Below are 23,101 nucleotides of genomic sequence, written 5' to 3'. Positions count from 1 at the left end.
TTTGCTCTTGTTCTTTTGCCGGCATTGCCAGCGACGCTGCCGGCTCATGAAGGGCACCGGGTCTTCGGGATCATCGAATCTTTTGAAAACGGAATGCTTCAGGTCAAAGACCGGCAGGGGCGGGTTGTGCAGTTTGCCGTCGATGAAAATTCCCGCCTCGAATGTCCAAGCACGGCATGCGAAGAGCGGCCCCTGATTGTCGGCAGACGTGTTGTTGCCTTCTTGACTGGCGATCATCGTCGCGCTCTGCGCTTACGGCTTGGTCCGCGGCCAGGTCCGAGCCCTGACAGGCCTTAGACGGTGCGGGAAAAGCGCGGCGCCTTCTGATTCAGTTCGGCAAGTCGCGCATCAAAGACCATGGCAATGTTGCGCAGGGCAAAGCGACCAAGGGCGTTTACCAGCAGGCCCTGATCATCCATTCGGAGCAAGCCCTCCTCAATCAGAGGGTGCAACGACCGTAGCTCCTCTTGAAAATGCCGTCGACTGTCGAGGCCAAAGCGTGCGTCGATCTCAGCAAAAGACAGCGAAGCGCGACACATGATGTCCTGAATCACTGCGCGCCGCAGTTTGTCCTCTTCGGTGAGTCGTACTCCGCGCTGCGTGGCCAGTTGGCCATCGCCGATCGCCTGCTCATACTCCGACAATCCGCGCTGATTCTGAAAGTAGGCGTCTTTCAAGTCGCCGATTGCAGTGAGACCGAGACCGATCAGGTCCAGATCGCCGCGCGTGGTATACCCTTGAAAGTTGCGGTGCAATGCGCCGCGCCGCGCCGCAATGGCCAGTTCATCTCCGGGCTTCGCAAAATGGTCCATGCCAATTGCTTCGTAGCCTGCCTCAAGAAACAGCTGCAACGCGCCATAGAAGATGCGCAGGCGCGCCTCGGCATCGGGCAACTCCTCGGCGCGAATTCGCTGCTGGTGCTTCACCACCCCCGGCAGGTAGGCAAAATGAAATAGCGAGATGCGATCGGGGCCAAGGGCCAGCGTGCGTCGAACGGTATCCAGGAAACTCTGTTCGCTCTGACGCGGCAGGCCGTAGATCAAATCAAAATTCAGGCTTTCGAAGCCGCGACGCCGTAGATCTGCAGCCAGGTTCGCCACCAGTTCCTCCGACTGTTGACGATGAATGGCCTCCTGCACTTGAGGCGCAAAGTCTTGCACGCCCAACGATGCGCGGCGAAATCCGACTTGCGCCAGAGCAGCAAGATGCTCGTCGCTGGTAACCCGCGGGTCCAATTCGATGGAGAGTTCCGCATTGTTTGCGATATCAAAGGAGTCGCGCAAAGCAGATATCAGGTCCAGAAGCTGCTGCGGCTCGAGGAAGGTTGGCGTGCCGCCGCCCAGATGAAGCTGCTCCACGCGACGCTGTGAGCCGCAGTGAGCGGCTGTCAGAGCTATTTCACGCTTGAGCAGCTCGATGTAAGGGGCGGCTCGACGGTGGTTGGCAGTATAGACCACGCTGCAGGCGCAATAGAGGCAGATGTTCTCGCAGAAGGGAATGTGCAGGTACAGCGAGAGCGGCGAGCGCAGCGCGCGGCGCTCTTCCAGCATTGCCGCGTACTCGGATGGCCCCAGCTCCTCGCTGAATGACAGGGCTGTCGGATAGCTGGTGTAGCGCGGCCCCGGTTTGCTCTGCGCCTCGAGGCGACGCAAATCGGCCAGCGATATATCGAGGGCCTGCATGCTGCCAGTTTACGTCGCACCGGCAAAAAAGTCGAGACGCATTGCGCCGGGCGCAGGGCTTTCCTGGTAGCGGCGGCAGTCAGCCTCAGGGCGTGCAGGCGCCGTCGTATTCGTAGGGTCCTATGGAGAAGGCAATGGTGCGCGTGATCATATCGATATCGGCCGGAACGGTTGCGGCGTAGACTGGCGATGCGCCCTGGCTCAACTGGCAGGGAGAACTCGCCTGATATCTGAAGTTCAGCGCCGCGGCATTGACGAAGGCCGGATTCAGGTTCAAGTTGTCCAGGCCTGATGAGAAGGGCTCTGCATTCAAGGCAACAAGCGTAGCATCGTTCGCTCCAAATACATCCTGGTAGAAGGCGCTGCATCCAAAGAGGTTGCTGGCCTCCAGAATATCCGGCGTTGCCGTCAGGCTTGCTTGCTTCAAGCATACTCCGCCGGCGCCGGTCTGCAGAAGATTGTTAGCAATCCTTGGAGTTGCATTCACTTGCAGCGCTATAGCCCAGGCCGCAGGGCTGCTCTCCTCTACTGAGATGATATTGTGCAAGATTACGTAAGTCGGCAAAACCTGGGCAATCATCAGGCCGTGATCGCCGCCGCCGCTGGAGGACTTTGTAATTACAATATTGTTGAATACATCGCCGGCGATCGGTCCGAAGGATCCCTGGGCAAGTTGGAGGCCAATGCTATTGCCCCCCGTACCAGGTCCGGCTACGATTACGTTGCCGCGAATAATGAAGGCGGCGCCAGCCAGGGGAACATTGCGAATGCCAAAGACCTGTCCGCTAACGGGCGTGAAGGCGCCGCCCTCAAACATGCCGCCAACGGCCAGGTTGCCGCCGGCAATGATTGTTCCGACGCCATCCTGCGCGATAGCGGTTGATTCCGTCGTACCATTGCCGCCATCAATGTAGTTGCCGGCGATGCTCAGACCGCCAAGCACGCGAACGCCAAAAGTATGGGTGTGCGCCGTCCGGTAGCCGCGAATCCGAAAGCCCTGGACGATAGTTGGCGCGCCAACTCCGGCGCCTGACGTAATGATACTGCAGGGAGTGCCCGGCGCTGCGCCGCAGGCAGCCATTTCCAATCTGGCGCCAAAAGCGCTTATATTCCGGGAGCTAAAATCTGCGCTGTAGCCGCCGTACAGCGAAACGCCGCTGTTCGTGAGGCTCAGTCCGCCTGCGCCAACGTCATAAACGCCGTCGGCGACCATTACCGCACAGTCTGGCAAAGTCCCCGGACACACGGCATTCAGCTGTACTACGGCTGTTGCTACATCGGCCATCGGCGACGCAGCGCTCAAGCCAGTGCCGGCAGCTCCGGCGCGCACAAAACGCGCGGCAGTCGCATCGTAGACTTTGTAGGTTACATTGGCGGGCGTCACTGCCATAGGCACGCCTGCCAGCGCGGTGCATGCTGAAAGCGAGAGGCTGCGGGTCCCTGTAGTCCACAGTCCCGCAGGCGTAGCGACAATCGTATCGTTGGCAACGCTGGTTGTAGCCAGACTCAGAGTGTGTGGTCCAATGCCGCCGGCACTGGCGCAAGCGCCGGTAGTCATCGCTTGATTGAATACAAATCGAATGGGCTGATTGTTCAGCAAAGGCGAAGCCCCTGAAGGCAAGGCCTCCGGGTTCATCTGCAGCAGAACGGCATGGATCAGACAGGATACCTGCACATGGATGACTTCGTTTTCGCCGCTGCCAAAAGCGCCGGCCGGAGCGGATGTTATGGTACAGGTGTGCGCGGGGTTCGATGGCTGCGTCAGAATGGCTACACTGAAACTTTCCAGCGGATCAAATTGTCTGCTGTAAACGTAGTCGCCGCTGGCCGATGGCGACAGCGTTTCCAGCGGGCCAGCCCCCGGCGTCAGTTCAATCTGCAGGCCGCTGCCGCCAAGACCGGCAATCTGCAGTTGCAGTCGCCGTCCCTGCAATCCGGACGCACCGGAATCACCCAGCGCCAGCAGCAGCGAATAGGGCGGGGTATCGGAAAAGCTGCCCAGGCACGAGTTCAGGCTAAGGGCAATTCCCAAAAGGCATCCCAGACATGTAGCGCGCATCAGGGTTTCAGCTCCCTTTGACCAGAGTCAGAGGAGTCCGATACAACGCTGTACTATTTTTGGTCGCCCGGCAGAGAATGGAAGGCCATACCCGGGTCCAATTCGCGATCTTAACTGCGGAAAGGCTTCCAGCGCCTAGTATTCAATGGCCCTCGGCAGGGCCTTAGCCTGGGCAATCCAGTCCTTCACTTGATCCTCGCCAGGCGTCCGGCGGGTAAGCTTCTTTTCTTCGTTCTTTGACGACAGCGCCGTCGCCAGCGCGCCGGCGTTGCGTTGTGCCAGTTCCGGAACCGTGTCGACTCCCGCAGCCTCCAGCAGCTCGGCAAATTCCCAGCCGATGCCATTGACTCGCGCCAGATCGACATGGTTGATCCACTTCAAGACCAGGGTGAGCGTGATTCCGCTGGCGGCCGCGATCTTATCCCGCCCGGCCCGCGTCTTACCCTGCGCAAGAAGATCATCCGTGCTGGCGACGCCGGCGGCCTTCAACTTTTCCGCGTAGACCGGACCAATCCCTTCTATGTCTTCCAGCTTTGCCATATGTCCTGGCCTCCCGCATGAGTCCGCAATGCGGACCGATCACAAACTTACGGCGCCGGCGCCTGTGTGTCCACCAGCTTGCGCGCCGGGTCGTAGAGATCTTCCAGATAGATCGAATTAACCTCGACCATTGCGCCGGCCGCCGTGCGCAATACGTAACTGCTGAAGTTGCGACGTCCCAGGATCTGGTATTCCAGGATTTGCGGCGGCGTCGTAGACGCGGCCTCGCGCGCCGCAAGTTCCAGCCGCAACACGCCGGCAAAACGCTGGTCCAGGTCGGCTGGCGCCGTGGCGGGAAAACTCTGCGCCCGCCAGGCAAAGATATCGCCGGCAATCAGATTGACTTCTTCATTTTTGATTTTGATCCCCGGACTGGCCGGCAGGCGCCAGTTGCCGCTCTCGAATTGCAGCGCCAGCGACTGACCGCGAACTTGCAGATGCAGGCCAGTCAAACTCTCGCGCTTCCACTCCAGCGGCAAGACGCGGCGGTCGCGAAAATAGTCCATGTCTCCGCCGCCAAGCACGCTGCGCAGATTGGTTGCCACCTGGAAAATCACGGACTCCTCATCGAGTCGCACGTAGCTTTCGGCCCCGCTGGCCGCCGCGCGTCCAATGAAAAGCGTATGCTTTTCGCCGCTGGGGGAAACGGTTTCGATGCGCAAGTTGGCATAGCGACCGCGAGAATCCTTGCCCATCTCCAGGTCGCGATCGCGCTCCGGGCTTCGATCGACGCCATAGTAACGACGGGCGTCGCGCAAGGCTGTGAAAAGATCGCGAATGCGATCAGGATCTGCGCCAAATTGCACTTCGCCGCCGGCGCGCTGTTGCACCAGCTGCCAGGCGTACTCCGGATGCTCGCGCTTCAGTACGCTGCGCTTGAATTTCTGCCAGGCGCTTTCTTCCGCTGGCGGCGGATCTTTCCATTGGTCTGGCGGCAATTGTTCGCCGCGCACCAGAGCTACAACATTGTCGGAACCCAGATCCGGATCCAGGATGCGCAAGGTTTGCACATCTTCCTGGTAGGCCTCCAGCAGCGGGTCCGCCGCCTGGTAGCCAGTAGCAATCAGGTTCAGCGGATTGTACTGGAAATAGAGAACGCTGGCCAGACCGAGATTCAACAGCAAGGCCAGAACCCCTGCATTGCGACGCAACCTCTGCAAGAGCTCAGACATCTTTCTTCTCCGTTGCCTCAACTTCCAGTCCGCGGCGGCGGTTGCGACCGTAGAGTCGCAGCACGCCGTATGCAGCAAGCAGGCCGGGAATGGCCAGGATATGAAAGCTGCTGAAGAGCAGTCGAAGGAAGGGGTATTCCTCAAAGAAAGGCGATATCGTAGCCAGCTGCGGCGTACGCGCCCTTGCCTCCGCCAGGTCGGAGTCGCCATTCAGTTCTTCCAGCAGGTTCAATACAAAGGCGCGATTCAAGGTGAAGACGGCTACGCCGGTTTCATTGCGCAGTAAGATATCGCTGAGCATATAGGGCGTGCCTATGACGGCCAGACTGCCTTCGGTAGCTCCGGCCTGCGACTCGCGAAAAAGCGCAGCATCGGCGCCCGCCGGCAATGCATCGCGATGGAAGGCGCTCTGGAAACGACCGCGGGCCAGCGCCGCCACCGGCGCCGATTCCGGAAGAACTTGATCGCCTGGCGAGCGGCCGGCCTGCAAGGCGGCTTCATAGTCCAGCGAGCCGCTCTGGCGTCGGTAGGCCTCTTCGCCGCTGCGAATGAGCGTCTGGTAGCGAACGTTTGGCTGCGCCGCCTCGCGCAGATCCAGCGTCGAAAACCAGGGAGCTACAATCTGACGCACAGACTGCAGCGCAGGTAAGGACGCCGGCAGCGTATCATCGCTGCTCGAGAAAACGGCCCACGCCGGATAGGGCACGCGCCGAACAAAACGCCCCATGATATCATTCACCGGGAGAGCATGGCTGGGCTCCAGAATCACGCCTGGCTCTACAATGATTCCGTAGCGGCCAAGCCATTCGTTCATCGCCTTGAGTTCTTCCTGGGGAACGCTGGCGAAGCCAAAGCCGGCGGCGCCGCCCAGTCCAAATTGAGCAAGCTGCGGATTGGCGTCCTGAAAATCGAAATCAAAGCCCTTGGCCATCAGCAGCACATTGCCGCCACGCAGCAAAAACTGATCCAGCTCGTAGATCTCGCGCTGTTCGAGACGCGGCAATCCGATGATCAGGAGCGTACGCACGCCGCCGGGTACGCGTTCGTTGAGGCTGATATCATCGACCCGCCCGTACTCCTTCTCCAGCAGCGCCTTCAGCACCGAAGCGCCATCCTTCTGCAGACTGTTCAAACTTGCCTGATAGGAAAGCGATTCAGTGGAAGAGAGGCCGGGTCCGCGGACAATGCCAACTCCGCTGCTATCCTGCTTGCGATTGAGGCGCTTTAATTCGCGCAGAAAACGATACTCCAGATCGTTGATAAACCAGTTGCCCTCGGTCAAATTAAGCGTGAAACTCTTCTCTCCTTGCTGCACATAGATGCCAAAAAAGGCGCCCTGTCGCTGCTCGGAGAAGTCCTCTTGCAACGTAACTTCGAGGGGCATGATACCCCGGCGTTGCGCTTGCTCGCGTTCGTAGTCGGAGACTGGATCAATCATCCGTAAACGGACGCGGTCGCCGCCGACACGTGCAATCTCCTGCAGCGAGTTGATCAGCGGATAGAGGCCGGACTGGTATTCGCCCGGTATATTGCGCGTAATGTAGGCCTCAATCAGCAGCGGCTCCGGCGCTGACGCCAGAACCTTGGCCGTGCTGTCCGAGATGGAATTGAGTCGGTCGCGCGTAAGATCCAGGCGGCAACCGGAGCGCGCCAGCACCCCATTCAGCAACAGGAAGGCAATCGCCAGATTGATATAGAGAAATCCGCGACTGCGGTTGATGGACTCAATCATCGCTCTCTCCGCAGTATCCAGATATTCAGCCCCAGCATCAAAGCCGTAAAGCTGGCAAAATAGAAAACATCGCTAAATTGAACGAGTCCTCGCGCAAAGGACTCATAGTGATAGCTAAAGGAAAGAAAACCAATGACCTGCGCAAAAGAACCGGCATGCTGAGAGATAATATAAAAATTGATTAAGAACATCGCAAGGCTCATCACGCAGATCAGAATAAAGGCGACGATTTGTTCCCTGGTCAGAGCCGAAATCACCATGCCGGCGCTGACATAGGCCCCGGCCATCAATATGGAGCCTGTGTACATAGCGAGCAGGGCGCCCCAATCGAAATTGCTGCCAATCAAAGCAACGCTTAGCGCCAGCGGCAAGGAGGCCAGCACCAATCCCGCCACGTAGCTGAGCGCCGCCAGGAATTTGGCCAGCACCAGCTCAATGTCTCGAAACGGCAGGGTGCTCAACAGTTCAATGGTGCCGCTCTTGCGCTCCTCCGCCCAGATGCGCATGGTGATGGCCGGCACAAACAAAATGAAGGTGACTGGCAAGAGCGTCAGGTAGCCGCGAATGGTCGCTTCATTAGCCCGCCAGAATGCAGGCACGATATCGAATATCCCAAGAAAGAAGAAGGCGAAGTTCAGAAACAGACAGATGACGGCAAAAACGTAGCCTATTGGGGTATTGAAATAGCTGCGCACTTCGCGCCAGTAGAGTATTTTCCAGGCCGCTTGCATTGCTCAATTCCTCTAAAGATATGATTCCTGGCTCATCCCCGCCAGGCGCCGACGAGCGCATAACGGAGCCAGCGCATTGTTCGACCGCAATAGATCGATGCTCACCGGGTTAGCTCGCTGAACACTTCCTGCAGCGAGCGCGTCAGCGGCGCCAGCTCGCGCACTTCCCAGCCCTGCCGGGCCACGAAGGCGAAGAGCTCTTCCGGACGATCATCGCGCAACTGGCAGACGATGGCTTGAAAACCCTCAGGCAGATCCGGGCGTTCGCGTTTTTCGGCGGCGCTAACAATCGGACACTCTTTGAGACGCGCCGCAATGCCCTCGCCGCGAGCTACCAGCATACAGCTGGCATGCGCGGCTCGCAATTCGTGAGCCGGCTGATCGGCGACGATCCGACCGCGGCTCATAATGATCACTCGATCGCATATGTCTTCGACTTCGGCCAGGATGTGCGTGGAAAGTATCAATATGCTCTTCTTGCCCAGTTTCTTGATCAAGGCGCGAATATGTGCGATCTGATTGGGATCAAGGCCAGAGGTTGGTTCATCGAGTATGACGTAAGGCGGATCGTGGATCAGGGCGCCGGCCAGAGCCACGCGTTGTTTGAAACCCTTGGAGAGAATACCCAGGGGCGAATAGTAATGGGAGCCAAGCTCCAGCTCCCCGACCATTTCCTCCGCGCGCCGCTCCAGCGTTTCGCCATCCAGCCCGCGAACGCGGCCCATGAACTCGAGGTACTCAGAAATAAGCATCTCCGGATACAGAGCTGTGGACTCCGGCAAATAGCCGATCAGCCGCTTGACTTCAACCCGCCGCTGCTCATCGTCCACAGAAATGCCGCCGACGCGAATTTCTCCGGACGTGGCCTGCAAATAACCGGTGATCAAGCGCAGCGTTGTCGTCTTTCCGGCGCCATTGGGGCCCAGCAATGCAGTGATGCCATGCTGGCGATCAATCTTGAAGTCGATGCTGGAGAGCGCTTGAAAATCGCCGTAGGATTTGGAGACCTTCGCTACCTCAATCATCGCCGTCAGGCTCCTTGTGTGGCTGCGACGGGGCAACCAGAATCCGGCAGCAGCGCCTTGCCGCCTCTGCAGGAAACGCCTGGCGATGCGTCCGGCGGACGCCGCACCCTGGTCTCCTCAAATATTTTTTTCTTCCCCGCCGCCGCCCTGCGACGGGAGCCTGGGCTTTATGGAAGGGCAGATTGCAAAACGATCTCTGGCGGCGGACGCGGTATCCTATAAGTTGAGCAACCCGCTGGCGGTACGCATGGTACAGGCTCGTCGGCTGTCGGCTGCGGAAAGCGGCGATGAGATCTATCATTTGACGCTGAAGCTGGAGGGTCGCGCCTATTCCTTTGTCGAAGGCCAGTCAATGGGCATCGTTACGCCCGGGCTTCGCGAGGATGGGAAGCCGCACAAACTCCGCCTCTATTCGATCGCATCCGCCCAGCACGGCGATATTGACAGCGACACCATCGGACTGTGTGTAAAGCGTCTGGTGGAACATCGCGCCGAGGGTCCTTACCACGGCATCTGCTCCAACTATCTGTGCAATCGCAAGCCAGGCGATGAGTTGCTGGTGACCGGGCCCGTGGGCAAGGCCTTCAGCTTGCCCGTCGATTCAAGTTTCGGCGTTCTGATGTTTGCAACCGGCACCGGTATCGCGCCCTTTCGAGCGTTCCTGGAAAGTATGTACCCGGCCTCGGGCGCGGCCTGGGGCGGCCAGGCGGCGCTGTTCTATGGCGCACGGACGCGAGCGGAACTTGCCTATCTGAATGACGAGAACGATGATATTGCAACACTGGCCCGACGCGGACGATTCGCCGTTCACGTCGCCCTGTCGCGCCAGGAAAAGACTGCGACCGGCGAGCGCATGTATGTACAGCATCGCCTGCGAGAGGCGGCTCATGACATCTGGCCGCTGGTCAAGGACAGCAAAACGGCTATCTATATCTGCGGCATTAAGGGCATGGAGCATGGCATCGCCGAGACTCTGGCGGAGACGGCGCGCTCCCATGGCGCGGACTGGGAGCAGTTGCTGGAGCAATGGAAGAAGCGGGGACTCTGGAATGTTGAAGTCTATTGAGCTTCAGGTTGGACTTATTATGGAATCTGCTTGACCTTCGGCCGATGCGCGGCAGCGCTTCGGCTCGGGAAATTTCATATGGAATCGATGGAAGATTTGAAGGCTCGCATCCTCTCACAGCAGGATATCATTGGCGGACTGGAACGAATTCTCAAGCTCAACGAGCAGGAGCTGGCCAATGCCGCTGAAATCATCGAAATGTACGAGAACATAGTGGACTTTGCGCGCGCCGAGCAGCTGCAGGCCCGGGAGACCGTCGAGGCCCAGAATGCCGCCTCCAGCCTGAGTCGCGACGAATTGTTGCAAGCGCGCGAGCGCATTCGCGCGCTGGAAGACAACAACCGCAAATTGCGCGAAGAGGCTGAGCAGCTGCGGCGCAAGTAAGCGCCGCGGTGCGGCAAGCCCTGGTTTTAGAGGAGGCCTGCCAGGTTCAGCTCGATCCAGTCGCTGCCAGCCTTCGTTTGCAGTCCTGCTTCCTTTGCGACCAGCATAGCGGCGCGATAGAGTAAATTAGAATCATTGAGCTCTTCCGCGGCTTCGACTGGCGCAAGTCGCAAGCATCCAGCTGGATCGAGACTTGCCTGGATCTCGCCTACACCGCGAGCGTTCAATGTCAGCAGAATACCGACGAGGGCTTCAGCCGCCAGACCGGCATCAAACGTAGCCTCAGCTTTCCCACTGGCCTGCCAGGAGAGCTGCAGCTCCCCGCGGAGAACTGCAGCAAGGACCGGAAAGACCTGGTCCAACCATGCGGCGATTGCCTGGCGCTCCCGCCGCCGTTCGCGACTGCGGAAATAACGCGATACCTGCTCGTTGAGGTCTGCAGCGCGCTCGGCTGCTTTGCGCAGCGCTTCCAGGTCTTGTGTAAATTGTGATTCGTCCTGAGCTTCGGCCAGGGCGTCCGCGCGAAGCAGCGTGACATTGAGGGCGTTGTTCAGAGCATGGCTCCACGGACTGCTGAGCGCGCCCTGAATGAGCAGACGCGCCTGCTCCAGCGCCTGGGATTCGAGACGGTCCTCAGGGACTGCAGGGAAAAGCGCCATAGAACCAAAAAATGCTTCACCGCGCCAAAACTACGACAAAAACACGATTTTAGTAGCCAGTTCGCACATTGTGAATATTTCCTGTTCCAGTAGTTTCGTCCCATTGTCTGAGAAGGATCAGGGTTTAAAATGAAAGTAACAGAAACAAAGCAAACAAAGCAAGAAACCGAGGAATTCTCTGAGATCCTGGGGACTACGGACATCAGCCGGATTTGTGGGGTCACCACGCAGACGGTCCAGAGCTGGATTGATCGCGGCGTCTTACGCGCCTTTCGCACGCCGGGCGGCCACCGGCGCGTAAAGCGCGAGGATTTCATCGAATTCTTACACAAGTTCCAGTTTCCGGCGGCCAGCCGTGCACCGGCCGTCTCCCGGCGCATCCTGGTAGCTGACGATGATAATCAGCTGCGCGATTCGATTAAGACTGTAATCAGCCGCAGCTACCCGGAAGCGAAAATCGTTCCCTGTGGCACCGGTCCAGAGGCGCTGATTCAAATGGGCCTTTCTCGCCCCGATCTGGCCATTCTGGACATTTTCATGCCAGGGCTGTCCGGAGTTGAGATTGTCGAGAAAATCGCCAGAACGCCAGAATTCAAGCACACCAAAGTGATCATCATCACCGGCCATAAAAACAAAACGCCGGAGGCGCGTTTGCGCGAGATGGGCGTTGCGGCGGTACTTTACAAGCCCTTCAGCGCGGCCGATTTCAAGCAGGCGCTGGATTCAGCACTGCGCGCCATTTCTGGCTGAGGCACTTACAGGCCGTGGCCGATTTGCATATCGGCGTTGACCTTGGAGGCACCAAGGTTGAGGCGATCGCCCTGGACTCCCAGGGCGTCGCACTTTTTCGGCAGCGGCGAGCGACTCCCAGGCAGTCTGGATACCGGGCTATCGTCGATGCGGTAGTTGAGCTGGCGCAGGAAGCTGCAGCCAGCAGTAAGGCGCAAAGCTACAGCGTCGGCATTGGCATTCCTGGCGTGATCGACAGCCGTGACGGTCGCGTGATCAACGCCAACACGACAGAGCTCATAGGTCATCCGTTACAATCTGATCTTGACCGGGCCTTTGGCTTCCCGGTCGCAATCGAAAACGACGCGAACTGTTTTGCACTGGCTGAGGCGCGCTCCGGCGCCGGCCGCGGCTATGATTGTGTATTTGGCGTAATCATGGGCACCGGCTGCGGCGGCGGCATCGTGTTGCAGGGACGGACGCGGCGCGGCGCCCATGGCATTGCCGGAGAGTGGGGTCATCTGAGCATTGATCCGCAGGGTCCGCTTTGCTGGTGCGGACAACATGGCTGCGTTGAGACTGTAATCAGCGGCTCTGGCCTGCAGGCCCGCCATCGAGATCGTTGCGGGCAGGACCTTGGCGCACCACAGATCATCGAGGCCTATCGCCGGGGCGATGCGGCTGCCAGCGCTTCCATTGATGAGTTTCTCAACCAGTTTGGACGCGCTCTGGGCGGGTTGATCAGCGTTCTCGATCCAGACTGCGTGGTGCTGGGCGGCGGCCTTTCCGCTTTTGACGAACTCTATACTGAAGGTGTAGTGCGTGTGCGGCGCTCTGCATTTCACCCTCAACTGCAAACGCCTATCGTCCGCAATGAGCTGGGCGATTCAGCGGGCGTCTTTGGCGCCGCCTGGCTTGGCGCCGCTGACTCAGGGGAAGCTCATTTGCCTTCCAGTGTTTGACGCATACGTTGCAGCATCGGAGGCAATTCCAGACCTGCCTGCTGCGCCTTGCTGAAAAAATTCTCCAGCAACATTCGCGCTTGAGCCTGCTGCTGACCTCCGAGGGTAGCCTGGTCGCGCGCGGCCAGCAACTCGTTGCGCAAATTGTCGATTCTGGGATCTTCCGGAATGCCTTGGCGCAGCAGCAGAGAGGGGGCCAGAATAGCAAGGCTGCTGTACTCCCTCCGCGGGATCTGCGTCGCCATGCGCTTGTACTCTGCCACTGCGATGTGGCGCACTCTGTCGGCCGGCACGCTCAGCTGCGTCTCGACAAAGAAGTGACGCAGCGCCGCTGCGGCGCCGCGCTCCAGAGTGAGCTCCGCTTCTTCGCGGACTTGAAGCGGCAATGAGCTGCAATCATCGATCCAGACCAGGGCGATACTATCCTCGGTTTGCTCGCTCCGCGCCAGCGCCAGGGCGGCATTGGAACTCATCCAGTAACTCTTGCGCAGCTGAAGCAGGAAACCCTGTTCTTGTTCGACAATTCTGGATTGAAGATTGCCAATTCTTCCGCGCCAGCCGGGTTCTGCTGCGGCAAAGGCAACGCGACCTTGCGCCGCCTCGATCGCGCCGCGAAGCTGCGGCCAGAAACGCGCCGCCACAAAGCAGGGCACATTGCGCGCCACCATCCAGGAAAAGACATCGCCCAGTCGACCGGTTTTGGAAAGGCGCGACATCATCAGCCGGTGGTAGTCGGACTCGCTGGCCTCAAAGAGCGCTGCCAGCAGATCGCGCTCAAAATCTGAGAGCGGCCCCAGCTGGTTGGGCGCAATCATTGCGCCAGCCCCGCACTGGCCGCACTGGCCGCACTGCTGCGCAGAGCCGGCAAATCAAAGCGACCTTCAAAGCAACGACGCACTTCGCCGCTGAGCCATACCCCTTCGCTTCTGGCCTCCGGATTCCAGGCGGCTCGCAATTCGCCGCCACGCAGTGCAATTCGCGATTCGGCGGAGCTGCGCCCGCTGAGCGATGCCGCAACATGGACGGCACAGGCCCCGCTGCCACAGGCCAGGGTTTCGCCGCTGCCTCGTTCCCAGGTGCGCTGGCGGAATTCTCCATAGCCCATCGTCTGCACAAACTCGATGTTGCAGCGCTGAGGAAAGGCGCGGTGGTTTTCCAGCAACGGCCCGATCTCCTCGATAGCAATCGCCTCAACATCTTCGACAAAGATCACAGCGTGCGGGTTGCCCATGGATACCAGCAGCGCCTCATAGTTGCGCCCTGCAGCCTGCAGCGTTGCTGTAATCAGGGGACCGCTCAAATGTAAAGGCGCATCGCTTTGCTCCGACAGGAATGGAATGGTCTGGGCCGCAAAGGACGGCGGCGGCAGCTGAACGCGGGCCTGGTTGTGTTCTCGATCGACATGCGCCTGGTGCAGGCCAACGTCGCTCTCCAGCGTCAGATCATCGCAGCCCAGATCACGCGCAAGGTAGAGGGCAATGCAACGCAGCGCATTGCCGCACATGGCCGAGGATGAGCCATCAGCATTCCACATCTGCATTCGGCCTGCAGCTCTGGCGGAAGGGCCTATCAGCACCAGACCATCGCCGCCCACGCCGCGACGCCGGTCCGACAGGAAGCTAATCTCCGCAGGGCTGAAGGCCGGCGCCGGGACACGCCGCGTATCCAGGAATAGATAGTCGTTCCCGGTTCCCTCCATTTTCACAAACTCGATCCAGTCGGACATCCTGGAGTATTGGAATCCTGCCGCGCCTCCCGGGCGCCAGAAAAAATAAGGTACGAAGTGCGTGCGGCAAACGGGAGTAATCAGATGTCCGGCTTTCGTAAAACAGCCCCGCACGGGGATCTCAGCGACCTTCCGAGCGCCTACTGGAAAAACCAGGACCTGAACGACCTCTTAGCGGGCGTTTCCGATTTCTTTGTCCGATTTGTTCGCGCTCGCCTGAGTCCGGAGCCGGACGTGGTCGGCGAATTCTACCTGTATATGCAGCCGCGCTTTTCTGCCTTAATGGAACGCTACCGGGCGCGGCAAGACGCGCCTTTTCGCGCCTATCTGGCGGCTTATCTCCGACTTGAATTCCGCAATTTTCAGCGAAGCCAGCGCAGCCCGCTGGAGTATTTTCTCGATACTGAGTTCGTCGAAGAGACCATCCGCGCTCCGGATTCGGAGGCTCTCGCACCCGCCGTTTATCGCGATCAGGAGCAGGTTCGTAAAGCCGTCGAGGACTTGCCAACCGAATGCCGACTGCCGCTCAAACTCTACCATGGCTTTCAGCTCAATCTGGAAGATTTGCGCAGCGTCGCCGATTGTTCTACTCATCCTGCGGCGGCGGCCAGCTTTCTGGAAAAATATCATCAGCGTCGCGCGCAGGCCGCGATCAAAAGCGACCAGTTGCAGCGCAGCGCCATCCGACTGCAGCGCTGGAAACGGGCGGCAAGCGATGAAAGTATACGCGGCCGCTGGCGGCAGGCGCGCCAACGCGTGCTGCAACGATTGCACACCGAACGCGGAGTCCTTTCCGTACAGGAGATCTCAGAACTGGTGGGCGTAAGCAAATCGACCATTGCGCGAAGAATGGAGCGAGCACTGAACTTGATGCGCCAGACGCTGACTGGCGGAATTTGCCAGGCCGCGCTGGCAGAGGAGCTGGCATGAACAGTGATTGTCCGGAACTGGAAGAACGGATCGCGCTGGCTCTCCAGCCGGCAGACAACTGGCGCCCGGCGGACCTCAGCCTCTCGTCCCACGTTTTTGGCTGCAACAGCTGCCTGGCCGAGCACCAGCGCCTCCTTGGCGATCGCTTCACGGCCGCTGAATTAGCAACGTTCCCGGCGCTCGAAGCGCAGCCGGCACTGAGCGTCGGACAACGCATTGCGCTACTGGACTACCCGCTGCTGGTGGAACGCCGCATTGCATTTCGCGGCGACCAGGCAGCAGTGCTCTATTCCGGGTTGATTCCGTTGCCTGAATCTTATGTCCTGCTGGAACTCGCGCAGATTTCGGAGGTCTTGACTCTGCGCCTGGAAGCCGGCCGGAAAAATGGAACTCCCGTGGAGATTTCGCTTTACAACGGAGACGATCTCGTGGAAAAATCGCGACTCAGGCAACGGCTGGAATGGAGACTCGATGGGCTGACGCCCGGCCAATATCGAATCGCATTCAACGAATCTAAGATCCTGGGTTTCCGCGTTCAGGGATGAAAGTGAAAGTTATTACGAAAGGCGAAGTCAACATTGTCCGGATTGAAGGAGCTATCAAATCCGGCGATGAGTACAACCTGGCGGAAAAGATGGAGAAATACATCAAGCCGGGCCAGGCGCCAAAGTTCATCATCGACATGAAAAAGGTGCCGTTTGTAAATTCCGCCGCCCTTGGCGTGTTCTTGAACATTTATAAGCATGTCGACAATCTCAAGGGCCGCCTGGTCTTTGCCGGACTCAATTCGGATGTCGAAAATCTGATGGAGATTACCAAGCTCTCCTCAGTCTTTGAAATTTTTCGCACCGTGGATGAAGCGCTGGAAAGCTACGACTTCTGAGTTGCTGGAGCGCGTTTCTATTCCAATCTAAATGTGCCAGCCGCCGGATCGTAGCGTAGCTTCGGTCCGCCCTGCCTGTCGCCTGGCGCGCCTTCTGTCCCTGCTTGTGTGGCGCCCTTACTTTTCTCTGCTTCGTCGGCCGGAGGCCTTCCCGATTCTGCTGGCGCGTCACTGCGCCGAATCTGGTCCAGAGCGGCGCGGCGCGCGTCAAGGCGAGCGGCATCCGGCTTGAGACTGTCAACGGCGCCGGGCTGACTGTTGCCTGTAGATGTCGCCGCACGATCGCCCGTCGGCGCCTGCCATTCACTGGCGCGCAACTTATCCTTCCTTGCGGCCAGGCGCCGCCGAAAGGCGGACCAGGCAAGCTCCTCGCGACGCATTTGCAAAGCAAATCGGGCGTAAAGGAATCCTCCCAGCGCCCCGCCCAGTACGGCCCAGGGCGAACCGCCAGCCAGACCAGTAAGCGCCAGATCCATCGCCAGCAAAGCAGCCGCCGCCAGAAAGGCGCTGGCCGGTATGGCAAAGAATAGCAGAGTGCGATCTGCCGGGCGATAGATCGCCAGCACCATCAATAGTCCGCCAAGGATGCCATCCATTCCGCTGACCCATTGCTCCGGCGCGGCCATCACGGCGAACAGCCCGAGGCCAGCGGCGGAGGATGCGATGCATAGCGCCACGAAGCGCAGCGAACCCTGGGCTGGTTCCAGAATGATTGCCGCCAGAGAAAATGCAAAAAGCTGCAACACGACGCGCAAGGCATTGTCGCCCGCAAATAGGTAGCTCAACGGCTGCCAGATGCGGCGCTCATACCAGAAGCCATCCATGCTGAAGGCCCACTGCGACAGCAACAGATCTTCGCGTTCAACTCCCCCGCTGAAACGCCAGTATTGAAACAAAGCCAGACCGCCCAGGGCTAACAGCGAAACAAAGCATGTTACCGGCAATCGACGCAGCCACTGCACATCAAGCCTCCGGACCGCCTTTGCTCTTGCTTTGTTTCAGCTTTTCCAGAAAATCATCCAGGCTCTTCTTTAGCGCCAGGGCTTCCGGGCTGTCGTCATCCTCGCCCTTGAGCACCAATTCATTCCAGCGGATGAGCAAACGCGCCGCTTGCCAGCGCAGACCTTCCTCCAGCTTGAGAAAGGCGCCGATCAGAAAATAGGCCGCCGAGCGGATCATTTCCAGAGAATCGCCATCATCCTGATTGGGCATCGCTTGTTCCACTGCGAGGGTCGCAGCTCCAGAAATGCGGAGGGCGGCCGTGGCGAAAACCTTTTTTGATGGCGCCTCCCTGCGGCCGCGCCGCGCTGGTCCAATGCTTCGCCGGCCAGCGGAAGATGATTTCTGGATCATTGCCCATCGCGGCTACAGCGCGGCAGCCCCTGAGAATACGCTTTTTTCCTGCGCTCTTGCCTACCGCGCCGGCGCACCGGCCGTTGAGATTGACCTCACTCTTACGCGCGATGGTCGCCTCATTGTCTTGCATGACGACATCCTGGATCGCACAACTTCCGGTCGCGGCCCGGCGGCGGAGAGCAACTTCGCCGACATTCGCAAACTGGAGGCAGGCACATGGATGGCCTCAGGGTTTCATGGCATGCGACCGCCAACGCCGGGCGAGATTTTACGGCTGGCCAGAGCCTGTGGCGGCGTGGTGAATATTGAAATCAAGCCGGAGTGCTATCGCAGTACGCTCATTGCTTCTCAGGTCTGCGCCGAAATTTTGCAGATCATAGCTGCCAGACGGATGCAGGATCATGTCATTGTATCTTCATTTGAATGGCGATTCCTGGATTTGATGCGCGCGGCAAATCGCGATCTGGCGCTGGGTCTGTTGCTGGAGGCGCCCGTAGACGATCGCCTGCTCGACGCGTGGCGCCAGCGTTTCTGGCCCTGCAGTATTCATCCTGAATTGCAGCGTACCAGCGCACGTTTGTGCAGCGAAGCCCGCAATCGCGGTATGCGCGTCATTCCCTATACTGCTAACAGCGCTGCGGAGATTTTGCTGGCGCGACAGTTAGGCGCCAGCGGGGTCTTTACCAACTTTCCGGAGCGCGCGAGGCGCATGCTGCAAATTGTTGCTGCGCAGGACTTACCTACCGAGGCCGCCAATGAAGCCGCCGAGGAGCGAATGCTGCGCGAGCGCGCACTGCAAAGCTGGACGCAACGTCACAAGCGTGTGTAAGCTCGTATTGCGCTCCCCGGCGTGCATATCGGGCCCTCGGCGATGCGGCCCAAAACTTGCTTGACGCAAATTGGGACGGACCTATCAATGGCCGACGTTTCCTGATGGCTGCCCGCAACAGCAACCTCAGCTTTGGTTCCGGTCAGGAGAATCCGGACGGGCTTCAGCTCAAGCTGACCTTTGACGAAGACACCCGCACGGTCTACGGCGAATACCGCTGCCCGCCCAAGTTTCAAAGCGAAGACAATACTGTGCACCCCGGCGTGCTGGCCGTAATCCTCGACGAAATCATGGCGCAAATCAACAGCGCCATGAACTTTGATACAACCACCGGCGAACTTACCATTCGTTATCTGCAGCCGGCGATGCTTGGCGAAAATCTGTATCTGCGCGGCTGGTTTGTTAAGAAGAATCGGCGCATCGTCGAGAATCGCGCCGAGATCGAGAACGAGATTGGCAAGATTGTCGCCCGCGGCAAAGGCAAGTACATCGAGCGCGAAGACGCTTGATTATACCGCTACGTCGCGCACCAGGCATTCCGAGCGGGAGTCCCAGGCCAGCTCCTTCATCCGTTGCAGCTGAGCCCAGGCAATTCTCGGCCAGCGAGCAACCAGTGCAAACTCGTCGGCCAGCGAGCAGTCCAGGATGCCCGGATCATCAGCGCCCAGGCAAGTCTTGATGCCTGCTGCCAGAAAACGCGGCAGCGGATGATGGCGAGCGTCGCCCAGACCGGCGATGCGTAAATTGGAGGTCGGGCAGCTTTCAATGATGGCCGCACTCTGTGCCATCTGTGCCATCGCCCAGTCTTGAAACAGGCGCAGCCGATTGACGCGCTCCGAATCATAGTGCGTTTCGACCAGCTCCGGAGCCTCGGCGGAGCTCAATTGCTGGCGCTCCTGTTGCAAGGCCCGGACATCCAGGCTGTAGCCCGCCGCTGACAAACTCTCCTGGTGACACAGTTCAAATGCAATCTGCGCTGCACGTTCCCTTGCACTTTCCTTGCGCACGCTGCCAAGGTACAATTCGGGCGCCGCGCCAAGCGCAACACAATGCCCCAGACGATGGGCGCCAGACCACGCCGCTTCCAGACACCAGCGCGTTGCGCTCTCCACGCTCTTATCTTGAAAGCTCTCGCCTACATGATAGAGCAGCGCCAGAGCTTGCTGCGGTTGCCGTTGATTGTCGAGCAACACCTCCGCCAGAAACGGAGCGGCTTCCTGTGGAGGATGACCCTCCTCAACGTGACAGAAATCGATGCCGGTAATCGTCGCAGCCAGATGGACATTTTGCTGCAGAAGACGGCGCAGGTCCTGGTAGCGCAATTGCCGCATCTCCGGATCGCGCGGCAGCGAGACCAGCAGACGCGCTTCGCGTCCCGGAGCGCTGGCCGAAGCAAGTCCCTCCGCCAATGCGAAGACCTTTTCTTGAAACGAAACGGAATCCTCGCGCGGTGAAAAAAGCATTCGATATTCGACAAAGGCCTCCTGCTGTCGACCGACAACGCGCGCCGCGATCTGCTGCAGTTCTTCGGCATCGGTATGCGCCACGGCAATCACCAGGTCAAAGCAGGTCTGAAAGCGCTGAAAATTTCCCGGCTCTCGAAAAAGGGCGGTGCGTTCCAATAGTGCGCGACTCTGCGGCTGATCGGCAAACAGTTCGGCGCCGGGCGGCGTCGCGCCGTAGCTGCGGCGAAACGAATCTTGAAAAATCTGCCAGCGCGGCGGCCGACGGGCTGCCAGCCAGCGCAGATCATCCAGCTGCAAGCAGCCATAGAGATGACAGTGCAGTTCGCAAAGTCCGTTCACCGGGCGATGGCCGCCGCCGGCGCTCCGCCATCGGCCAGACGCCGCGCACCGCCTCGAATCTCAAGCTCCGTAGCGACGAGCTCGCGCTGATCTGGATCGCCAAGCGTCGTCAGCATCTGGCGAAGCTCTTGATCGCCGGTTTTTCGGATGATGCGGCGCAGCTTGTTCAGCTGCCGTGCATGCAGCTCGCCTTCCAGCAGCTCTTGAAGCTCTGGATAGTCGGGCAACTCCCTTTTGAAATGATCCAGTTGCAGGGCTATGAAAGCGTCGCTCCAGGCGCGCGCCCGCTGACGCATACGCGCCAGATATTCGGCGGTAATGAAGTGGAGGCGCAAATCCGCATCGGCCGCACCGGGGACCTTCATTTGGACTCGCCCTCTGGCGTCGCCGGCGGCTTTGCCTTCGGCAAAAAGTCGCCCTCGCTCAGTTCATCGATCTCAATTGGCGCGGGCGCAGAGGGCGGCGTTGACCCTTTACTTTCTTTTTCTGAAGCCATAGCTCTATGGGCAGAGGATGAACATTGCCGGTCGCCGCGCAAAGCCAAAAATAAGTACGGCGCCGGCGCGTCCTGCATCAGCGCACTGCCGCAAAGCGTTCGCGCAAAATGGTCCACAGAATCACCAGACCGGCGCGCACGCTGCCGCGCAGCGTCGATGTCACCTTGCTCTTTCCGGCGCGACGACGGCGGTAGGCGGCGGGAATTTCAACAATCCGCAGTCCGGCCCGCTGGGCGCGCAACTGCATCTGCAGCGTCCATCCATAGTTTCGGTCATCCATGCGCAATTGTTCCAGAGCTTCCCAGCGCAGCGCGCGGAAGGGACCGAGATCGAGAAAGCGACGGCCGAAAAAGAGCGCGCTCAAGCTGCAGGCCAGCCAGTTTCCAAATCGGGCGTGCGGCATCAATGCGCCCGCCTCCGAGAGCTGAACGTCGCGAGCAATCAGCGCAAAGTCGTATTCGCCGCTCCAGAGCGGCTGCAACAGCGGCCCCAGCAAGGCCGGATCGTCCGCGCCGTCAGCGTCGCAGAATACTACCCAATCACAGCCTCCGCGCTGGCGGATATCCGCCAGGGCCGTCAAACAGGCGGCGCCATAGCCGCGCTCGGCACAGTGTGTAACCCGGGCGCCAAGCTCGATGGCCAGAAGGTCGCTGCCATCGCTGCTGCCATTGTCAGCCACGATGATCTCGCGAAAGAGTCCGCAGGCAAGGAGCGGCGCCAGAACTGCCGGGAGATTGGCGCGCTCGTTCAGGCAAGGCAGTATGACGCGAATGTCGGGCGCCAGATCGCGCCAGGCTTGCTCATCAATGGAGCGAGCGGCAATCAGATCGGCGGCCACATCGAGATCAGCAAGAAGTGCAGTGCGCGCCGTACGCAGCCCCAGGGAGGCGGCTCGTTGCTCTTGATGATCTAGCGTTGCTGATTGCGACCAGGCTACATTGTCAAATAAAGACTGCAGCTTCTCATCCTTGCGGGCCAGAGCGGCGCGCATCGCAATCAGGTAGTAGCCGCCATCTGCCGCCGGCCCAAAAATCAGATCCGATTCGTGCAATGCGGTTTGAGCCTGGCGCAGGTGTTCAACGCGCAGCGCCGGCACATCGCTGCCCACAAGCAGCAGGCAATCCTCATCGGCAAGCGACTGAGCGGCCTCGGCCAGGGCGCTTGCCATACGCACGCCCAGATCTCCCTGGCGCTGTTGCTTCAGCACACACTGCGGATATGGCGCCAGCAGCGGATGCAGCAGCTCCTCGCCGCCCGCTTCCGCGCTCCAGAATTGAAAATCGGAATTCTCCAGCTGAGCGGCGGCGGCCAGGGCGCCAGCCAACAAGCGCCGATATGCTTGAACAGCCACGCTTTCGCCGGCGATTGCTGCCAATCGCGTCTTAACGCGCCCGGCGACGGGCGCACGACCGAAAACCAAAACGCAGCTACGAATCACATCTTGAACTTGCGATCAAAGATATCGTAGAAGTAGTCCTCTTCCTGTAAATTGAGGCCGCGGTTAGGAAATGCCTGCTCGAAGAACAATGCCGCCAGTATTTCAAAACGCTCATCGTAAGGGAGCTCGTTATCTTCCCAGTACTGGTTGCGTTTCTTGATCATATAGGCGATACTACGATCGGAAGCGGCAAATTCCACGCCCAGCGCATTCATAGCGCGAATCAGCCAGTTGAGGTCCCAGCTGAGGAAGTCTCCCAGGAACTGCAAACCGGCGAGGCTCGGTTCGTAGTCCATCAATGTTTCGACCAGATAGAAAGCAGTACGATAGGACTCATCCTTCCCCTGATCGGCCTCCTGGATGGCTCTGGAGAGGGACTCATAAAGGCTCATCAAACTGTTATAGGATTCCAGAATATCTGTGATGTGAATTGGCCGCTCATTCATCAAATCGACGATGTCAACGAATCGGTTTTGCTCCATATGTTCGCGCAGCGCTACATCCTGCGGCCGCGGCGTTGGATCGACCAGCGGGACATAGAGGTAGCGCGTTTCCACGGCAAAACGTGACTCGCGAGGTATGTAGTATTCGATGCGGACCGGCTCGACGTAGTAGTTGATGTACTCGCCGGGCGGCAGACGCGGTTCAATGGAGAGCGATTTGAGCTTTTTGACATCGTCCGTTACGATGCGCCGTCCCTCATGGCGTACGCGAGCGCTCTTGATACGTTTCAACTCTGCCAGCGAGGTCATCTCTTTCGAGCGCAACGCCGCCTGGGTCGAAGAGAACTCCATGCCAGCGAAGGGATCGCGCCGGCGTCGACGGCGGCCAAACTCGCCAGGGTCAGATTCCTTTGCCGCGCCGCCCTCCTCATCCAGCGGCGACTCTTCAGGGAC

General features: G+C 59.3%; 25 protein-coding genes. 9 read left to right on the top strand and 16 right to left on the bottom strand.

Annotated elements, in window-relative coordinates; all coding sequences use genetic code 11:
• Window positions 1–293 precede the first annotated feature (293 nt).
• The 7 genes from hemN to K1X75_00825 all read right to left on the bottom strand — a co-directional run bounded on the left by hemN (window position 294) and on the right by K1X75_00825 (window position 8,941).
• A complete protein-coding gene (gene hemN / locus K1X75_00855; GenBank protein MBX7056581.1) occupies window positions 294–1,682 on the bottom strand; it encodes an oxygen-independent coproporphyrinogen III oxidase in 1,389 nt (462 codons plus the stop codon).
• A gap of 85 nt (window positions 1,683–1,767) precedes the next feature.
• A complete protein-coding gene (locus tag K1X75_00850; GenBank protein ID MBX7056580.1) occupies window positions 1,768–3,714 on the bottom strand; it encodes a hypothetical protein in 1,947 nt (648 codons plus the stop codon).
• Window positions 3,715–3,876: 162 nt separating this feature from the next.
• A complete protein-coding gene (locus K1X75_00845; GenBank protein ID MBX7056579.1) occupies window positions 3,877–4,281 on the bottom strand; it encodes a DUF4332 domain-containing protein in 405 nt (134 codons plus the stop codon).
• Window positions 4,282–4,328: 47 nt separating this feature from the next.
• Complete coding sequence (locus K1X75_00840) at window positions 4,329–5,453, bottom strand: DUF4340 domain-containing protein (GenBank protein ID MBX7056578.1); 1,125 nt, start codon at window positions 5,451–5,453, stop codon at window positions 4,329–4,331.
• Window positions 5,446–7,185, bottom strand: coding sequence for a GldG family protein (locus K1X75_00835; protein ID MBX7056577.1), 1,740 nt, complete (start codon window positions 7,183–7,185; stop codon window positions 5,446–5,448). The genes K1X75_00840 and K1X75_00835 overlap by 8 nt, the downstream gene beginning before the upstream one ends.
• The gene (locus tag K1X75_00830) at window positions 7,182–7,916 is read right to left on the bottom strand and encodes an ABC transporter permease (protein ID MBX7056576.1); all 735 of its coding nucleotides are present in this window, start codon (window positions 7,914–7,916) and stop codon (window positions 7,182–7,184) included. The genes K1X75_00835 and K1X75_00830 overlap by 4 nt, the downstream gene beginning before the upstream one ends.
• A 101-nt stretch (window positions 7,917–8,017) precedes the next feature.
• A complete protein-coding gene (locus K1X75_00825; GenBank protein MBX7056575.1) occupies window positions 8,018–8,941 on the bottom strand; it encodes an ATP-binding cassette domain-containing protein in 924 nt (307 codons plus the stop codon).
• Window positions 8,942–9,110: 169 nt separating this feature from the next.
• On the opposite strand from K1X75_00825, the gene K1X75_00820 reads away from it, so the two are divergent.
• A complete protein-coding gene (locus tag K1X75_00820; GenBank protein MBX7056574.1) occupies window positions 9,111–10,007 on the top strand; it encodes a hypothetical protein in 897 nt (298 codons plus the stop codon).
• A 78-nt stretch (window positions 10,008–10,085) separates the two neighbouring features.
• On the top strand, window positions 10,086–10,391 hold the full coding sequence (locus K1X75_00815; GenBank protein ID MBX7056573.1) for a hypothetical protein: 306 nt from the start codon (window positions 10,086–10,088) through the stop codon (window positions 10,389–10,391).
• Window positions 10,392–10,417: 26 nt separating this feature from the next.
• On the opposite strand, the gene K1X75_00810 is transcribed toward K1X75_00815, so the two are convergent.
• Window positions 10,418–11,050, bottom strand: a complete 633-nt coding sequence (locus K1X75_00810) for a hypothetical protein (protein ID MBX7056572.1) — start codon at window positions 11,048–11,050, stop codon at window positions 10,418–10,420.
• A 129-nt stretch (window positions 11,051–11,179) separates the two neighbouring features.
• On the opposite strand from K1X75_00810, the gene K1X75_00805 reads away from it, so the two are divergent.
• Window positions 11,180–11,800 carry a response regulator gene (locus tag K1X75_00805; protein ID MBX7056571.1) on the top strand — a complete coding sequence of 207 codons (621 nt, stop codon included), beginning with the start codon at window positions 11,180–11,182 and terminating at the stop codon, window positions 11,798–11,800.
• Window positions 11,797–12,741, top strand: coding sequence for an ROK family protein (locus tag K1X75_00800; protein MBX7056570.1), 945 nt, complete (start codon window positions 11,797–11,799; stop codon window positions 12,739–12,741). The genes K1X75_00805 and K1X75_00800 overlap by 4 nt, the downstream gene beginning before the upstream one ends.
• Here K1X75_00800 and K1X75_00795 read toward each other — a convergent pair.
• Together K1X75_00795 and dapF are read right to left on the bottom strand one after the other, a co-directional pair.
• Complete coding sequence (locus tag K1X75_00795) at window positions 12,720–13,556, bottom strand: hypothetical protein (protein ID MBX7056569.1); 837 nt, start codon at window positions 13,554–13,556, stop codon at window positions 12,720–12,722. The two genes, K1X75_00800 and K1X75_00795, sit on opposite strands and share 22 nt — an antisense overlap.
• A complete protein-coding gene (dapF, locus tag K1X75_00790) occupies window positions 13,553–14,467 on the bottom strand; it encodes a diaminopimelate epimerase (GenBank protein MBX7056568.1) in 915 nt (304 codons plus the stop codon). Before dapF ends, K1X75_00795 begins: the two co-directional genes overlap by 4 nt.
• Window positions 14,468–14,551: 84 nt before the next feature.
• Here dapF and K1X75_00785 point away from each other — a divergent pair, with 84 nt between their 5' ends.
• Genes K1X75_00785 through K1X75_00775 form a run of 3 tightly spaced genes read left to right on the top strand, consistent with a single transcriptional unit; the run spans window position 14,552 to window position 16,280 of the window.
• Window positions 14,552–15,397, top strand: a complete 846-nt coding sequence (locus K1X75_00785; protein ID MBX7056567.1) for a sigma-70 family RNA polymerase sigma factor — start codon at window positions 14,552–14,554, stop codon at window positions 15,395–15,397.
• Entirely contained in the window at window positions 15,394–15,942 is a 549-nt protein-coding gene (locus K1X75_00780) for a UDP-glycosyltransferase family protein (protein MBX7056566.1), read from the top strand. Before K1X75_00785 ends, K1X75_00780 begins: the two co-directional genes overlap by 4 nt.
• Window positions 15,939–16,280, top strand: coding sequence for an STAS domain-containing protein (locus tag K1X75_00775; protein ID MBX7056565.1), 342 nt, complete (start codon window positions 15,939–15,941; stop codon window positions 16,278–16,280). The genes K1X75_00780 and K1X75_00775 overlap by 4 nt, the downstream gene beginning before the upstream one ends.
• 17 nt (window positions 16,281–16,297) lie before the next feature.
• Here K1X75_00775 and K1X75_00770 read toward each other — a convergent pair whose 3' ends face one another.
• Window positions 16,298–17,242, bottom strand: coding sequence for a rhomboid family intramembrane serine protease (locus K1X75_00770; protein ID MBX7056564.1), 945 nt, complete (start codon window positions 17,240–17,242; stop codon window positions 16,298–16,300).
• A gap of 1 nt (window position 17,243) precedes the next feature.
• Window positions 17,244–17,504 carry a hypothetical protein gene (locus K1X75_00765; GenBank protein ID MBX7056563.1) on the bottom strand — a complete coding sequence of 87 codons (261 nt, stop codon included), beginning with the start codon at window positions 17,502–17,504 and terminating at the stop codon, window positions 17,244–17,246.
• A 91-nt stretch (window positions 17,505–17,595) separates the two neighbouring features.
• Here K1X75_00765 and K1X75_00760 point away from each other — a divergent pair, with 91 nt between their 5' ends.
• Together K1X75_00760 and K1X75_00755 are read left to right on the top strand one after the other, a co-directional pair.
• The gene (locus K1X75_00760; protein ID MBX7056562.1) at window positions 17,596–18,465 is read left to right on the top strand and encodes a hypothetical protein; all 870 of its coding nucleotides are present in this window, start codon (window positions 17,596–17,598) and stop codon (window positions 18,463–18,465) included.
• Window positions 18,466–18,566: 101 nt separating this feature from the next.
• Window positions 18,567–18,974 carry a PaaI family thioesterase gene (locus K1X75_00755; GenBank protein MBX7056561.1) on the top strand — a complete coding sequence of 136 codons (408 nt, stop codon included), beginning with the start codon at window positions 18,567–18,569 and terminating at the stop codon, window positions 18,972–18,974.
• Here the strand turns inward: K1X75_00755 and K1X75_00750 are convergent, their stop codons facing one another.
• From K1X75_00750 to K1X75_00735, 4 genes are all read right to left on the bottom strand, one after another.
• Window positions 18,975–20,270: a hypothetical protein gene (locus K1X75_00750; protein ID MBX7056560.1), complete on the bottom strand. Its 1,296-nt coding sequence runs from the start codon at window positions 20,268–20,270 to the stop codon at window positions 18,975–18,977.
• Window positions 20,267–20,635 (bottom strand): hypothetical protein, encoded by a 369-nt coding sequence (locus tag K1X75_00745; GenBank protein MBX7056559.1) that lies wholly within the window; start codon window positions 20,633–20,635, stop codon window positions 20,267–20,269. The genes K1X75_00750 and K1X75_00745 overlap by 4 nt, the downstream gene beginning before the upstream one ends.
• Before the next feature lie 208 nt (window positions 20,636–20,843).
• The gene (locus K1X75_00740; protein MBX7056558.1) at window positions 20,844–22,205 is read right to left on the bottom strand and encodes a TIGR04282 family arsenosugar biosynthesis glycosyltransferase; all 1,362 of its coding nucleotides are present in this window, start codon (window positions 22,203–22,205) and stop codon (window positions 20,844–20,846) included.
• Entirely contained in the window at window positions 22,202–22,999 is a 798-nt protein-coding gene (locus K1X75_00735; protein ID MBX7056557.1) for a hypothetical protein, read from the bottom strand. The genes K1X75_00740 and K1X75_00735 overlap by 4 nt, the downstream gene beginning before the upstream one ends.
• Between the last annotated feature and the right edge of the window lie 102 nt (window positions 23,000–23,101).

It is taken from the genome of Leptospirales bacterium (assembly GCA_019694655.1).
In the GTDB taxonomy this organism is placed as follows: Bacteria; Spirochaetota; Leptospiria; order Leptospirales; family Leptonemataceae; genus SSF53.
Note: the sequence above shows the minus strand (reverse complement) of the source record. Positions and strands in the feature narration are given on the sequence as shown.